The sequence below is a fragment of the Nostoc sp. UCD121 genome, from assembly GCF_014222285.1.
Lineage (GTDB): Bacteria > Cyanobacteriota > Cyanobacteriia > Cyanobacteriales > Nostocaceae > Nostoc.
Genome location: NZ_JACKZS010000053.1, coordinates 1 through 14,747, shown reverse-complemented (window position 1 = coordinate 14,747; position 14,747 = coordinate 1). Strand labels below are relative to the sequence as shown.

The window sequence follows — 14,747 nt, the reverse complement described above, 5'->3', positions numbered from 1 at the left end:
AGAAATACCAGAAACTCAGTTCAATACCTTGTACTTAAAGAGCGCTCATTGAAAATTCAATAATATTCAGGATATTTACCATTCTCTTTTCATCTCTCAGTAGAGAAGCTTATAAAGAGTGCTTTATCACACAATTTATGTACAGTCCATCTAAGACAGCCGAGGTAACTTTAGAGCTTTTTCACTTCCAAACCAACACACCCTTGCAATTTCCACCAAATCTTTCTGTAATTTGCATCGGGAAACCAAACGACCAAAAACCACCAGATATTGATATTTCTGGCTTACCAGATTCGGATGTAGCATCTCGCATCCACGCACAAATTTGGGTGAATGGGGACGAATATCATATTACCGATTTGGGCAGTTCTAATGGCACGTATGTTAACGGTGCGAAACTTAAACCTCAAATTTTTTGCCCACTACATGTAGGAGACAGAGTTTCCTTTGGACAAGGAGACAAAATAACTTTTATGTTTAGGGTGCAGCAACACTCTGCATCTGCTACAAAAAACCCTCCATCAAGCTCCGCGCCAACAAAAATTACAGCACCTACCACTAGTAAAGAAGATGAAGATCGAGTAATCCTTGTCAGTAAGCTTATTGGTTTAGGACTAATCCTCGCAGGCGTTACATTTTTAAGTACAAGTATTTATGTAAGCGTCTACTTACGCAGCACACCTGGAATCTTGCTGTGTATGGGAGGTGTAGTAGCTCTAAATTGGGGTGGACGCGATAATCGCAAACTAGGATGGGTGTTGATTGGAATCGGAATTGCTCTATTCATTGCCAGTGGTGTTGTAATCGGTTCAGTGTCACTTTTTTCTCTGCTGGTGTCATTCGCTGGCATCTCTTGTGGATATCAGTTGTTTACAACCGGAAAGGTGTTCAACTTTAACCCGCTTACGCTCCAAATAGTTAAAAAGTAAGCCAAGGTAGGGAATCATTAATTAGCGATCGCTAATTTCCATTCAGGTTTCAGGATTTGAATCCTACCTGATTAATTCTAAAAGGTTTGTCGTGAGGGATTTATCACTCAATAAACAGCATTTCAGCCTTAGTTGTGAACAAATGTAACAAAATTGGCGTTAAAACGTTTTGCTGTCTTGACAACCAATAGAAGAACCGATAAGTTGATATACATACCCGGGTAAGACCGTTAAAGAGTTATATGCAAACGCAAACTAAGCAAAAGGTCACTTTGTATTTATCGCCAGAGTTGCACAGAAAACTGAAGATTCGTTCAGCAGTCGATTCCGAGCCAATGTCAGAACTTGCCGAACGTGCCCTTGGTTTTTACCTGTCTAATCAAGAATTGGTTGACGAGTTAGAAGACTCTTCTTTTGGGCGGACTCATAGAGTTTATTCATGCCCAACTTGTGATAGCTCATTAGTCTTACGTGATGGGGAACTGGTTACTTTGGGTAATCAACCAGGAGTAGTTGGTCAAGAGCATCTTTCCATTAACGAAATGGATGAAGATGAAACCCATCCCAAGGGTGAGGAAGAATTAGTTCCTTGCTAGATAGATAGGAATTATGAATTATTCATTCATGATTCGGTTGTCTTTACCAGAAGCAATGTCTCTACTGTCTCTATAAGGTCTCAAGTAGGTCGAAGTATGAAAGAAGAGCTCAATATACTAATTCAAGCTCAATACCCTTTAATCTACCTTGTGACCTCCGAGGAAGAGCGGGCCGAGCAAGCAGTTTCCACAATCGCCCAGTTGTTAAAGCCCCAGCGCCGAGTATTTGTTTGGACAGTGACACACGGGATTGTGGAATATGGTCAACCCCGGAATGTAACTCAACATAATACCGTGTCTCCTGAGGCGGCGATTGAGTGGATAATCAGGCAGAAAGAACCGAGTATATTTATTCTTAAAGATTTACACCCCTTTATTGATGCGCCTGCAACAAACAGATCGTTACGTGATGCGATCGCTAGCTTTAAAGGTACGCAGAAGAACATCATTTTGATGTCACCAATGCAACAAGTACCTATAGAGTTAGAAAAAGAAGTTGTTGTTATAGATTTTACACTGCCAGATATGGCAGAGTTGAATAAAGTACTAACTCAGCACGTAGACCAAAATCGTGGTCGGCGATTGACTACAGAAGCCAGAGAAAAGCTTCTTAGAGCAGCTTTAGGTCTAACTAAAGATGAAGCTGAGAAAGTCTACCGAAAGGCGCAGGTAACTACAGGGCGTTTGACGGAAGATGAAGTAGATATCGTTTTATCTGAGAAAAAGCAACTAATTCGGCGCAATGGAATCTTAGAATACATTGAAGAAGATGAAACCATTGATGCTGTAGGTGGTTTAGAAGAGTTAAAAAGATGGCTCAAGCAACGCTCTAACGCTTTTACAGAAAGAGCGAGAGAGTATGGTTTGCCTCAACCAAAGGGGATGTTAATTTTAGGTGTTCCTGGTTGCGGTAAGTCATTAATTGCCAAAACTACTTCCCGGTTGTGGGGTTTACCACTGCTGCGGTTGGATATGGGCCGAGTCTACGATGGCTCAATGGTGGGACGAAGTGAAGCAAACTTGCGAAACGCCCTGAAAACAGCAGAATCTATTTCTCCAGCGATTTTGTTTATCGATGAATTGGATAAATCCTTTGCTGGTAGTGGAGGTTCTTCTGATTCCGATGGAGGAACATCAAGCAGAATCTTCGGCTCTTTCCTGACATGGATGCAAGATAAGAAATCACCAGTGTTCGTGATGGCAACTGCCAACCGAGTAGAACGTTTACCTGGGGAGTTCTTGAGGAAAGGACGCTTTGATGAAATTTTCTTTGTCGATCTGCCAACACCGGAAGAACGGCAACACATTTTTAATATTCATCTGACCAAGCGCCGTGAAGACATCTCTAGATTCGATCTTGAGCAACTAGCCAAGATGTCTGATGGCTTTTCTGGGGCAGAAGTTGAACAAGCGATCGTTGCGGCAATGTATGAAGCTTTTGCCCAAGATCGGGAGTTCACCCAATTAGATATTATTGCTGCACTGAAGGCAACATTGCCGCTGTCTCGAACGATGCAAGAACAAGTAACGGCTCTGAGAGATTGGGCCAGACAGCGCGCACGCCCCGCAGCATCCTCCGTAGCTGAATATCAGCGAATGGAGTTTTAAAAGCTTTCCTCTGCCATCCCAGGGGGAAAGGCTAGCTCCCAATGCTAGCAGTTATAAGAAAAAGCCGCATCCTGCTAAGAGCGGCTTCGCCCGAAACAAACCGTTGTCGTTTTTCTCAATCTTCTCATTGGAGGAAACCCAAATGTCTCACTTTAGCACCCTGCGTACCAAGATCACCGATGCCGAAATCCTCAAAGCTTCTTTGCGCGACCTCGGTATCAGCGTAAAGACTGAAGCTGATGTCCGTGGTTATAACGGTCAGCGCGTCCGTTCTGACATCGTAGCTATGTTAGATGGCGAATATGACCTCGGCTGGTCTCGCAACAGCGATGGTTCTTTTGACCTAATCGCTGACCTGTGGGGCGTTGCTAAGAAGCACAACCAAACCGAGTTGATCAACTCAATCAACCAAAAGTATGCCGTTAACAAAACTTTGGCTGAAGTAAAACAGCGCGGTTTGCAAAACGCCAATGTGAAGTTGGTATTGCAATAACAATTTCTCTGCGCGTTCCCAAAGCTGCACGGGTTAACCATATAAATAGCGGTTAGCCCGCTTTTTTATCGGGACTGAGATTTATTTCTCAGTCCCGATTTTTATCTAAATTTTAAATTCTTAGCTCTAAGATTCAAGGATAACAAAATGGCGCAACTACAACTAACACATATTAAAAATAAACTTAATGAAAAATTAATAAGCTTAATTGATATGTCGGATTACATCAAAAAAAATGAAGAGGAAAGAAAAAAAGCTTGTTTATCAAGAAGTTATGCTGCTTACAGCTTATTAAGTCTTGCCTCTGCTTCTGAAGAAGAAGCTGCACAAGCAATTGTTGATGGTTTTAACGATAATGGAATTGATGTAATTTATTATGAAGAACACAAAAATACTCTTTGGTTAGTTCAATCCAAATGGATTGAGTCAGGGAATGGAGAACCTAAGACAGGTGAAGTGGATAAGTTTATACGAGGAGTAAAAAGTAAAAAATATTATTGAGTTTAAATTTGCTAAATTTAATCAGAAGGTTAAAGACAAGCAAATAGAAATAGAAAAAAATCTTAATAATTATGATGTGAAAATAAAATATGTCTTGCTTATACTGGTTCAAAACTAGGACAAAATAATTGGGATTTATTATCAGAATTTATAGTTCAAGAGAATCAAGCAGGGGAACTATTTTTTTAGAAATATTTTCTTTAGTAGAAGCTCACGGCGCTTTATCAAAAAGTCTTAATAAGTTTATTAACCATGAACTAAGATTAACAAATTGGGGTTTGAATGAAGAACCATACAAAACATGGTATGGACAAATTGATGCTGAACAATTAGCAGAATTGTGGATTGAAAATAGGGAAGATTTATTTTCTAAAAATATCCGAAGTTTTGTTGGTTTAACAGATGTAAATGATGGTATTCAAGATACTCTTTTACATTCTCCAGAAACATTTTTATATTTAAATAATGGAGTTACTGTTTTATGTAGTAAAATTCAAAAGACTGTTAAGGGCGGTTATTCTGATAAATCTGTCGGAGATTTTTATTGTGAAGGAATATCTATTATTAATGGCGCTCAAACAGTAGGAACTATGGGAACTGCTTATCAAACAAATTCAGAAGAAGTTAAGAAGGCAAAAGTTTTTTTAAAGTTAATTTCGTTAGAAAACTGTCCTCCAGACTTTGCTTTAAAAGTTACTAAATCTACAAATACTCAAAATAAAGTTGAAAATCGCGATTTTTTCGAGTTTTAATTAAACGTCAGTAATCTCATTGATTGAACGTATCACTGCAATCAACTTGCTTAATTAACCGCATCTCAGTACAGTAAAATCACAAGCAGTTTCAAGGTCATAAAAATGACGACTGAAAAAAGGATTGCTGTGGTAACAGGCAGCAATCGAGGGCTAGGATATGCTATTTCCCGTCAATTATCCAAAATTGGCAACCGCGTAATTCTGACGAGTCGTAATGAAACAGATGGTCTTGCTGCTAAAGGGCAGCTTGCCAATCAAGGATTTGATGTTGACTATCACACTCTGGATGTCACGAATGATGGAAGTGTGCAACAGTTTACCAAGTGGTTACGTGAAACTTACGGCAAAGTAGATATTCTGGTCAATAATGCAGGCGTGAATCCCACAACTAAGCCGGAGGAATCCAGCTTACTGACTGTGCAACTGGAAACGATGCGATCGACCTTTGAAACCAATGTTCTAGCAGTACTCAGAATTTCTCAAGCATTAATTCCGTTGATGAAGGTGCAAAACTACGGTCGCATTGTCAATATCTCAACGGAAATGGCATCTCTAACATCAGTTCCCACTGACTATTACCCTTTAGCGCCATCCTATCGACTCTCGAAGGTGGGAGTAAATGGACTAACTGTGCTTCTTGCCAAGGAACTCCAAGGTACTAATATTCTCGTAAATGCTTATTCTCCGGGTTGGATGAAGACGGACATGGGGGGAGATAATGCCCCATTTACGGCAGAAGAAGGAGCCGAAACTGCTGTCTATTTAGCAACACTTCCCGATGGAGGAGCGCAAGGAATGTTGCTTGCAGAGATGCGAAAGTTTGGTGGCCCTATTCAATTACAATGGTAGGTTAATATGGGAAATTCCGCAGGTTTACCGCCTATTTACGCAGATAACCCGATTGAATTAGCACCTGCTAAAATTATTGCCTCGTTCCCAGTAAATACTTTTTTGGAAAATCTAGCGATGCCTACGCCGGGCTACGCCTACGCACCAGATGGCACAATCTTTGTAACCAATCACGAAGTTGGCGAGATTGTTCGCATTAGTCCAGATGGCAATCAGCAAGTTCATGCCACTGTTGAAGGCAAAGTCAGCGGTCTTGCTTTCACTACCAATGGCGATCTGGTGACAACAGGCTGGAATACTGATTCTATACCCGTGGTTTCTCTAGTTAAAAGTGATGGCACGGTGGAAACCTTGCTGACACTGCAAGACGCTATATTTCTTAATGGCATCACACCACTTTCGGGCACTCAGTATTTAACAGCAGATTCCTATCGCGGTGCAATCTGGCTAATTGATGTTGCTCAACCCAGTGGATCAATTTGGCTAGAACATCCAATGCTGGCTCGTAGCAATTCGGAGAATGTGACTCCGGGGGCTAATGGCTTGAAGCGTTTTGGTGATTTCCTCTACGTTTCAAATACAGAAAAAATGTTGCTGTTGCGGATTCCCATTGATGGCACTAATAAACCAGGTGAGCCAGAAATTTTTGTTGAGCAGACCAATATTGATGACTTTGCCTTTGATGTGGAAGGCAACCTTTATGGAGCAACGCACATATACAACAGCGTAGTACGAATTGCAAGCGATCGCAGTACAACTATTATTGCTCAAGCCGAGGATGGTGTAATTGGTAGCACAGCCGTGGCTTTTGGTCAAAGTGATAGCGATCGCACCGCAATTTATGTTGTAACTAATGGTGGAATGTTTTTACCTCCATCCACTGGTGTCGTTCCTGCTAATGTTGTTCGGCTTGAAGTTGGAAAAACTGGGTATTCCTTAACTTGAGAATGACTCAACCATGCTACGGTTACAAAAACTCAGAATTATTAACTTGATGGTGACATAACTAATGGAGATGGAACAGGACGATCAATTTGTAACTGTGGTTATTTCACAACTGGTCAAATCAGGATGTGAAGGCGATTATGAGATTTGGTTAAAAAATATTACTAGTGTTGCTAGAACCTATCTAGGGCATTTAGGAACAAATGTGATTCGTCCCCAGCTTGGCGTGCGAAATGAATATGTAATCATTTTTCGGTTTGACAATTATGAAAATTTAAAAGCGTGGATGACATCGCGCGATCGCGAATACTGGCTAACTCAAGCCCAATCTTTGGTTGAATCTGACCCTTATGTTCAAGAAATTTGTGGATTAGAAGCTTGGTTTTCTATTCCCGGTCAACCACTGAAAACCCCACCCCGCTATAAAATAGCCTTGCTAACTTGGGCTGCTGTATTTGTGTTGATTAATATTTTGAGTACATTTCTAGTCCCTCTGCTTCGTGGTTTACCACCTTTGATTATTTCGCTGATCGTTACCATTATGATGGTTGTACTTTTGACCTATGTTGTCATGCCTAGAGTTAGCCGTTTGTTTCGTTGGTGGCTGTATGCTAAATAGGGAAATTATCCTTTCAATCTTTCAATAAATAATACAAAAGGTTTAGGGGTGGTTTCATAACCACCCCTTTATTTACCTAATATTTAGAATTTACTTGCAGCCCCCTTAATGGGAAGTTAATTTACTCAGAAATGTTAATCGAACTTTCAACTTGAGAAGTAGCCAATGTTGGTGCTGTAAAAATCCGCGAGTACAGACTTGATGGTTGCTGATGAGCAACGACTGGTAGAACTTGACGAGCATGAGCGGCTAATTCTATTGCCTTCACATCATAAGTTTGCGTTGCCAATTTGGGATAAAACCCGATACCGATGATTGGCAGTAACAAACAAGCGGTAATAAATATTTCACGGGGTTTGACATCAGATATCACAGCATCCAAGTGCAACTCTTGACTTTGTTCACCGTAGAATACTTGACGCAGCATCGACAGTAAATAAATTGGTGTCAAAATCACGCCAACTGCTGACAGCAACACGACTACAACCTTGAAGCTAGAACTGTAAACATCACTGCTGGCGATACCGAGAAATACCATCAACTCACCCACAAAGCCACTCATTCCGGGTAAGGCCAGAGAAGCCATTGAACCAATGGTAAACAGAGCAAAGGTTTTGGGCATTACCTTGGCCATACCACCCATTTTATCCATCATCAAGGTGTGGGTGCGATCGTAAGTTACGCCAGACAAGAAGAACAAGCTAGCAGCAATCAAGCCGTGAGATACCATCTGTAGCACTGCACCACTTATACCTAGTTCTGTGTAGGAGGCAATCCCAATCAGCACAAACCCCATGTGGGCTATTGAAGAGTAAGCCAAGCGGCGTTTGAGATTGGTTTGAGCGAAGGCACAGCAAGCACCGTAGACAATGTTAACCACACCCAAAATTGCCAGCACTGGGGCAAAAGCCACATGGGCATTGGGCAACATTTCCACATTGAAGCGGATGAGAGCATAACCACCCATTTTTAACAACACACCAGCCAAAATCATTGAACCGGGTGCTGATGCTTCACCGTGGGCATCAGGTAGCCAAGTGTGTAAAGGGAAAATCGGCAGTTTTACACCGAAGGCAATTAAGAAACCTGCATAAACCAACAATTCCAAGGTTTTGGGATATTCTTTCATTCCCAAAGTCGCCATGTCGAAGGTGACGGTATCTCCAGAGAATGCCATTGCAAAACCGGCAATCAAGATAAATATTGATGCGGCGGCTGTGTAAAGAATGAATTTGGTAGCCGCATAACGGCGATTTTGTCCTCCCCAAATGGAAATCAGCAGGTAAACCGGCACTAACTCGATTTCCCACATCAGGAAGAACAGCAGCAAATCTTGAGCAACAAATACGCCAAGTTGGGCGCTGTACATCGCTAGCATCAAACCATAAAATAATCGCGGCTTGGTGGTAACTTTCCAAGCCGCGAATATTGCGAGAGTATTTATTAAGCCTGTTAGAAGCAGTAAGGGCATCGATAAACCATCAACCCCCACAGCCCAATGCAAACCTAACTGCGGTATCCAAGTATAGTTTTCTACAAGTTGGAGTGTTGAACTTTGGAAGTCGTACTTATACCAAAAGGCATAAATCATCAGTGCAAAGTCAGCGATCGCAACTCCCAGACCATACCAACGCACAGTTCTACCTTCTTTGTCTGGGATTAGGGGAATGGCTAAGGTAGCCACCAAGGGTAAGAGGATTATGGCTGTTAGCCAGGGAAATTCAATAGCATTCATCACTTCTGACAATCAATTTGCCTTCTCACTTTTGATTTCATTATATTAAGGAATCTATACTTTTGTAAACAATCTTAAACTCTAGAAGATTTAATCTTAACTATTTACAAGAATATATACTCATTGAATCTCAGATCATCAGGATAAATAAGAATAAATACTTATCATATTTTGCCGATTCCATTCTAAATATAAACTTTTGCAACGTCAACTAAAGCCACCGTTACAATATGGTTACATTTTCTAGTTAAGTTTAATTGTCGGTTGACATAAAATATCGACGCAGCTACAGTGCCAAGTTGCAAAACCTGGCACTGTAGCTGCGCCAGTATGCTGACGGACAGGGTTGTGTAAACTATATTACGTGGAAAAAAGATCAGCCCTAAACAGTTGCAAATTGGTTTTCGAGGGGAAAAATCTGGCTTTTAAATATAATTGCAACAATTTCGAGCAATTGTCATTCTGGATAAACCTTTACAATTCGTTCACCATTTCGACAATTTTGGAAAGATACCCGATAGAGTTGATTCGTCCATGAGTTTTAGGGATTCCCAACTAGTTAGCTTTTTTATGGTTCTTCCAACGTCGGCTTTATTGTATGTTTGGAAAAGTTACAGTTTAGCTGAGATAGCGTACTGAACAACCATAATTTTGCTTAATTATTAGGACTTACGCATACTCTACAAATTCTTCTCTTCTATACGAGAAATTAAGCTTTTTGGCAATTTTTGCGTAAGTCCTAAATCTTAAATTGCTGAGTCCGTTATGAATACTGAATTTTTAATGCAACAATCCCAATTAATACAGCAAGACCTAACGCTCTACGAAAATAATTAACGCCTTGAAATAATTCCAGCCACGCCCAAGTAAACAAAGAGCCATTTGCTACCACGTCTAAAACTGTATTGATTTTACCACTTGTAAAAATTAGAGCGAGTAAACTGGTTACTATCCAAACAATCAGTGGCAGGTTTGGCATCTGAGCTAAAACAATTTTGCCATCGCTGTCACGAAAGGTTTTATCAATTAATGTATTTTCCATTATTTAAAACTGCTATCTAGTTACAAATAATTAACTTACAGAAACTATTGGAAGGTCTATTGAGAATAGGATTACATTGAGTTGTAAATTACTTAATATTATTAAATCATGTGGGGAAATATTTTTCCAAGCATCTAAATGCTGAGATTCTGACTATGCTAATAGACATAATCACACTAACAATATATCTGTCGTAAGAATGAATGCAATTTGGAGCAGTGAAGATTAGGGATGCTCACATCATGATTATTTGGAAGTAGGAGATGCCGCAGGCAAGGGTGACGATTAAACTGATTACTGAGCCGTTGAATCAGCGTGGTTACTAGCTCGTTGCTAGCGATCGCAAAATAAGATTAGTCGGAGATTTCGACCTCAGATAAAAACACAGAAATTGCAAAGTAGGAGCAATTCATCAATCACTCCTACTTGTCGAGTTAATTGACATGGTAACTGAATTTACGCTAGCTAGTACAGCACAGCACGGCTTTTTTAGGGCTGAAGATCGCCGCGATTTCCGTCCAGAATGATACATTACAGTATTTAAGTTTTATGCCATCGCTCAACAAATACCGTTCCGTGAAAGCTAGAAGTGATAGATTGCACGAACAGTTGGGCAATATTTAAGTGAGTGGTGTGACTATCCTTTAAGGTATTACTAATTATTTATGGCTTTCCCAATCAAAGAACGTCGTTGGCTATATATTGGTCTGAGTATTTTGAGCTTGTGTTTGGCAGTGACTATTACTCCTATTAAAGCATCTGTGCAAGTATCAGCAAAATCTACTCTGAATGCCCCAGCATCTACCAACCAGATAGAACAGGGACGAAACCTCTACCGTTCAGGACACTTTGCAGAAGCCGTAATGATTTGGCAAACGGCAGCACAAGGCTACCATACTCAAGGCGATCGCCTTAACGAAGCCCTAAGCTTAAGTTACCTTTCACTGGCACAACAGGAACTTAACCAATGGAAAGCGGCCGAAGAGTCTATTGAGCAAAGCTTAAAACTCTTACAAACCTCTATTCCCTCTGCTGATGCGATTCTCTGGGCACAGGCACTCAATACCAAAGCAAATTTGCAATTGCACAATGGCAAAGCCGAAACTGCTCTCGAAAGTTGGCAACAAGCTCAAAAATATTATGATCTAGCAGGCGATAAAATGGGCAGCTTGGGTAGTCAAATTAACCAGGCACAAGCTTTACAAAGTTTGGGATTTTATCGCCGTTCTAAACAGCAGTTGGAGGAGCTAAATCAAAAGCTAGGAGCAATGCCAGATTCGGAAATTAAAGTTAGTGGGCTAAGATCGCTTGGTTTAGCCCTATTGATGATTGGCGACTCTGGCAAGAGCCAACAGGTGTTAGAGCAAAGTTTAGCGATCGCTCGTAAAATTGAAACTACACCTCAGTTGAGTTCCATCCTACTAAGCTTAGGAAAAACCGCCGTAGACTTAAAAGATCCAAAGACGGCATTAGATTACTTTGAACAAGCAGAACAGGTAGCGACAAATCCAGGCGATCGCTTACAGGCGCGTTTAGGGCATTTCAAGCTTTTCCTCGACTATGACAAGCCTGAATTGGCTACCCCACTCGCGCCTCAATTACTAAAACAACTCACAGAACTGCCCCCCAGTCATACCTCTCTCTACGCAGCTATTAATTTTGTTGCCTCACTGAATCGGCAGTCAAATTCTAGCCAAATCATACCGATGAAAGACCTGGCGAAACTCATGGCAGTCACAGTCAAGTCTGCACAGCAGATCCAGGATGCTCAAGCAGAAGCTTACGCACTGCATCAGTGGGGAAAACTCTATCGTCGTACACAGCAGTTATCACAAGCGCAGGAGTTAACTCAGAAATCCCTCAACATAGCACGTCAACTCCAAGCTGAGGATATCATTGCTCAATCTGCTTGGCAGGTGGGACAGTTGTATAAAGAACAGGGCGATCGCCCAGAAGCAATTACTGCTTATACTGAAGCGGTCAAAGCTTTAAAGTCAATTAGGGGAGATTTAGTTTCAGTCAACCCCGATGTTCAGTTCTCCTTTCGTGAAAGTGTGGAGCCTGTTTACCGAGAACTTGTAGGTTTACTCCTAGATCAGCAACCCAGTCAAGCAGAACTAATGGAAGCTCGTGACTTGATTGAGGCACTCCAAGTTGCAGAACTCGATAATTTTTTCCGGGAAGCTTGCTTAGATATATCTCAGCAGATTGACCAAATTGATCCCAATGCAACCGTTGTTTATCCGATTATCTTGCCAGATCGCCTAGCGGTAATCCTTTCCAAAACCGGGCAACCGTTGCGTTACTATGTCACACAAAAATCTCAAGCCGACATCGAACAAACTCTAGAAAAATTATTAGTTGCCCTAAATCCTGTCTCCAACTCCAAAGAGCGCGATCGCTTGTCCCAAGAAATTTATAGTTGGTTAATTCGTCCTGCCGAAATGGATCAAGCTTTTAAAGATACCCAAACACTAGTATTTGTTTTGGATGGTCGATTACGTAATATTCCCATATCAGCTTTGTATGACGGGAAGCAATATTTGATCGAAAAGTATGCTGTTGCACTCTCACCGGGAATGCAATTGATGAGTGCGCGATCGCTCCAAGGAAATCAGATTAATGCGATCGTCGGCGGTATCAGCCAATCTCGTAATGGTTTCAGTGCTTTGCCTGCTGTAGAATTAGAAGTTAAGCAAATCTCGAAGGCAGTCCGATCTTCGATGTTGCTCAACCAGCAATTCACTAGTCAAGCCCTTGCCAGTCGCGTCAAATCTAGTAGCGCTGATATTGTCCATCTGGCAACTCACGGACAGTTTAGCTCTCGCCTTGAAGATACCTTCCTACTGACTTGGGATGGAGAAGTCAACGTTAAGGAATTGTCAGAACTTCTCAAAAATCGGGGTGGTGAATCATCGAAAGCAATTGAGTTGCTAGTACTGAGTGCTTGCGATACAGCAGCAGGTGACGATCGCGCCGTTCTTGGACTAGCAGGCTTGGCTGTAAAATCTGGTGCGCGCTCAACCATTGCCACTCTCTGGCCAGTCAAAGATAAAGCAGCCGAGATGCTGATGACGCGCTTCTATGAGCAATTGCGACAGCCCAAAATTACCAAAGCCGAAGCACTGCGACAAGCCCAAATCAACTTAATCCGTCAAACTGATTTCCGCGATCCTTTCTTTTGGTCTGCCTTTGTTTTGGTTGGTAACTGGCTGTAAAGAAGGTAGCAGGAAGGAGATTTAGTGAGGGATTTAAACCGCAAGCTTCGCTCTACTCTCTGCATCCCTTTTTTACCTAAGTGAAGTTACTTAGTAAAACCTTCGTAATTTGTACAAACTTTTACGGTATAAAAGTTAGGTTTCGTTTATATTTTTAATAGGTATTGAAGCCTTTAACTTTCAGCCGAAAACATTTATCCAGCTTTTTCCCACAATCAGCATCAATGTATTTAGTATTACTTTTCTCAAATGAGGTGCTACATCATGAAACGTCGATATTTAGCTAGTGCATTAAGCGTCATCGCTCTATTCACCAGTACTACATTGAATAGTGCCAATGCTGTTACATTTACCCCACCAATCAACAATGGCGCTCCCAACCAAGCAACCGGCGGAGCTTCCCGTGGTAATTTCTTTATCCCTGCTTCTAGCAAAAGCGCTCCCAGCCAAGCAACTGGAGGAGCTTCCCGTGGTAGTCTGTTTACACCCAGTGCTGGCAAAAGTGCTCCCAGACAAGCAACTGGAGGCGCTTCCCGTGGTAGTCTGTTTACACCCAGTGCCGGCAAAAGCGCTCCCAGACAAGCAACTGGAGGCGCTTCCAGAGGCGACCTCTTTACACCTAACGCTGGTAAAGGCGCTCCCAGACAAGCAACGGGAGGAGCTTCTAGAGGCGAACTCTTTACACCTAGCGCAGAGAAAAACGCTCCTCAACAGGCAAGTGGAGGAGCTTCTCGGGTTGGTACTTACTACTTAAATCCTTCAACTGTAGGTGCAGCAGGCCCAGCAGCCCTAATTGCACTCCTACCTCAAAGCTTCTATGGCACAACAGTGTCTGAACGTCCCACAATTCTGGTATATCTTCCTGCTTCTAATGCAGAAGAAGCTGTGTTCAGCCTGAAGGATGAAGCTGGCAATACACAGTATCAAATGACCATTCCTGTTGCTCTCAAAGCTGGGGTAGTTGCTGTCAAATTACCAGCCGAAGCACCCGCTTTAGCAGTTGGAAAAAACTATCATTGGTTTCTAGCTGTCAAAGTTGATGGACAGCTCGGCCCAAATACGCCTTATGTCGATGGTTGGATTCAGCGCATCCAGCCTAATGCTGAACTGACAATAGCAATGGAGCAAAAAGATGCTCTGAAGCGGGCGGCGGCTTTCGGTAAACAGGGCGTTTGGTATGACTGCGTGGAAACACTTGCAGCCCTACATAGCACTCAACCTAGCAATGTAACTCTTAACAAGCAATGGGAAGAACTACTCTCCTCAGTTAGCTTGAAGGAGATTGTCACAGCTCCGTTATTAGTATCTACGAAGTAATTTTAGGCATGGGGCATCGGGCAAAACAGTTCCGTTAGCGATAGCGGGGCGTTTAGCCCGTGCTGTTAGCGGATAGCTAAGGTTTAGCCCGTGAGGAGTGAAGAATTAGGAGTTACGAATTCTCCCCCTGCTCCCTGCTC

At 42.0% G+C, this 14,747-nt stretch carries 13 protein-coding genes; 11 read left to right on the top strand and 2 right to left on the bottom strand.

Annotated elements, in window-relative coordinates; all coding sequences use genetic code 11:
- Window positions 1-137: 137 nt before the first annotated feature.
- The 9 genes from GNF10_RS13755 (at window position 138) to GNF10_RS13715 (ending at window position 7,295) form a co-directional block, all read left to right on the top strand.
- Window positions 138-929: an FHA domain-containing protein gene (locus GNF10_RS13755; RefSeq protein ID WP_185581004.1), complete on the top strand. Its 792-nt coding sequence runs from the start codon at window positions 138-140 to the stop codon at window positions 927-929.
- Between the two features lie 242 nt (window positions 930-1,171).
- Window positions 1,172-1,525 carry a hypothetical protein gene (locus tag GNF10_RS13750; protein ID WP_185581005.1) on the top strand — a complete coding sequence of 118 codons (354 nt, stop codon included), beginning with the start codon at window positions 1,172-1,174 and terminating at the stop codon, window positions 1,523-1,525.
- A gap of 96 nt (window positions 1,526-1,621) precedes the next feature.
- Window positions 1,622-3,133: an AAA family ATPase gene (locus GNF10_RS13745; RefSeq protein WP_012407316.1), complete on the top strand. Its 1,512-nt coding sequence runs from the start codon at window positions 1,622-1,624 to the stop codon at window positions 3,131-3,133.
- 142 nt (window positions 3,134-3,275) lie between these two features.
- Window positions 3,276-3,626 carry a DUF1257 domain-containing protein gene (locus GNF10_RS13740; protein WP_012407317.1) on the top strand — a complete coding sequence of 117 codons (351 nt, stop codon included), beginning with the start codon at window positions 3,276-3,278 and terminating at the stop codon, window positions 3,624-3,626.
- A gap of 147 nt (window positions 3,627-3,773) precedes the next feature.
- Window positions 3,774-4,127 carry a hypothetical protein gene (locus GNF10_RS13735; RefSeq protein WP_185607172.1) on the top strand — a complete coding sequence of 118 codons (354 nt, stop codon included), beginning with the start codon at window positions 3,774-3,776 and terminating at the stop codon, window positions 4,125-4,127.
- A 128-nt stretch (window positions 4,128-4,255) separates the two neighbouring features.
- Window positions 4,256-4,879 (top strand): AIPR family protein, encoded by a 624-nt coding sequence (locus tag GNF10_RS13730; protein ID WP_185591986.1) that lies wholly within the window; start codon window positions 4,256-4,258, stop codon window positions 4,877-4,879.
- Between the two features lie 105 nt (window positions 4,880-4,984).
- Complete coding sequence (locus GNF10_RS13725) at window positions 4,985-5,731, top strand: SDR family oxidoreductase (protein ID WP_185586655.1); 747 nt, start codon at window positions 4,985-4,987, stop codon at window positions 5,729-5,731.
- Between the two features lie 6 nt (window positions 5,732-5,737).
- Window positions 5,738-6,676 carry an SMP-30/gluconolactonase/LRE family protein gene (locus GNF10_RS13720; RefSeq protein ID WP_185586656.1) on the top strand — a complete coding sequence of 313 codons (939 nt, stop codon included), beginning with the start codon at window positions 5,738-5,740 and terminating at the stop codon, window positions 6,674-6,676.
- A gap of 70 nt (window positions 6,677-6,746) precedes the next feature.
- Complete coding sequence (locus tag GNF10_RS13715) at window positions 6,747-7,295, top strand: antibiotic biosynthesis monooxygenase (protein ID WP_185586658.1); 549 nt, start codon at window positions 6,747-6,749, stop codon at window positions 7,293-7,295.
- Window positions 7,296-7,416: 121 nt separating this feature from the next.
- On the opposite strand, the gene GNF10_RS13710 is transcribed toward GNF10_RS13715, so the two are convergent.
- On the bottom strand, window positions 7,417-9,030 hold the full coding sequence (locus GNF10_RS13710; RefSeq protein WP_185586657.1) for an NAD(P)H-quinone oxidoreductase subunit 4: 1,614 nt from the start codon (window positions 9,028-9,030) through the stop codon (window positions 7,417-7,419).
- 763 nt (window positions 9,031-9,793) lie between these two features.
- Entirely contained in the window at window positions 9,794-10,072 is a 279-nt protein-coding gene (locus GNF10_RS13700) for a hypothetical protein (RefSeq protein ID WP_185581855.1), read from the bottom strand.
- Window positions 10,073-10,737: 665 nt separating this feature from the next.
- On the opposite strand from GNF10_RS13700, the gene GNF10_RS13695 reads away from it, so the two are divergent.
- Window positions 10,738-13,290, top strand: a complete 2,553-nt coding sequence (locus GNF10_RS13695) for a CHAT domain-containing protein (RefSeq protein WP_185586326.1) — start codon at window positions 10,738-10,740, stop codon at window positions 13,288-13,290.
- Window positions 13,291-13,554: 264 nt separating this feature from the next.
- Window positions 13,555-14,607, top strand: a complete 1,053-nt coding sequence (locus tag GNF10_RS13690) for a DUF928 domain-containing protein (protein ID WP_185586327.1) — start codon at window positions 13,555-13,557, stop codon at window positions 14,605-14,607.
- The last annotated feature ends 140 nt before the right edge of the window (window positions 14,608-14,747 follow it).

Coding starts and splice junctions, on each gene's coding strand:
- GNF10_RS13690 (WP_185586327.1), top strand. CDS start 13,555: ATGAAACGTCGATATTTAGCTAGTGCATTAAGCGTCATCGCTCTATTC.
- GNF10_RS13740 (WP_012407317.1), top strand. CDS start 3,276: ATGTCTCACTTTAGCACCCTGCGTACCAAGATCACCGATGCCGAAATC.
- GNF10_RS13695 (WP_185586326.1), top strand. CDS start 10,738: ATGGCTTTCCCAATCAAAGAACGTCGTTGGCTATATATTGGTCTGAGT.
- GNF10_RS13715 (WP_185586658.1), top strand. CDS start 6,747: ATGGAACAGGACGATCAATTTGTAACTGTGGTTATTTCACAACTGGTC.
- GNF10_RS13755 (WP_185581004.1), top strand. CDS start 138: ATGTACAGTCCATCTAAGACAGCCGAGGTAACTTTAGAGCTTTTTCAC.
- GNF10_RS13745 (WP_012407316.1), top strand. CDS start 1,622: ATGAAAGAAGAGCTCAATATACTAATTCAAGCTCAATACCCTTTAATC.
- GNF10_RS13720 (WP_185586656.1), top strand. CDS start 5,738: ATGGGAAATTCCGCAGGTTTACCGCCTATTTACGCAGATAACCCGATT.
- GNF10_RS13700 (WP_185581855.1), bottom strand. CDS start 10,072: ATGGAAAATACATTAATTGATAAAACCTTTCGTGACAGCGATGGCAAA.
- GNF10_RS13750 (WP_185581005.1), top strand. CDS start 1,172: ATGCAAACGCAAACTAAGCAAAAGGTCACTTTGTATTTATCGCCAGAG.
- GNF10_RS13735 (WP_185607172.1), top strand. CDS start 3,774: ATGGCGCAACTACAACTAACACATATTAAAAATAAACTTAATGAAAAA.
- GNF10_RS13725 (WP_185586655.1), top strand. CDS start 4,985: ATGACGACTGAAAAAAGGATTGCTGTGGTAACAGGCAGCAATCGAGGG.
- GNF10_RS13710 (WP_185586657.1), bottom strand. CDS start 9,030: ATGAATGCTATTGAATTTCCCTGGCTAACAGCCATAATCCTCTTACCC.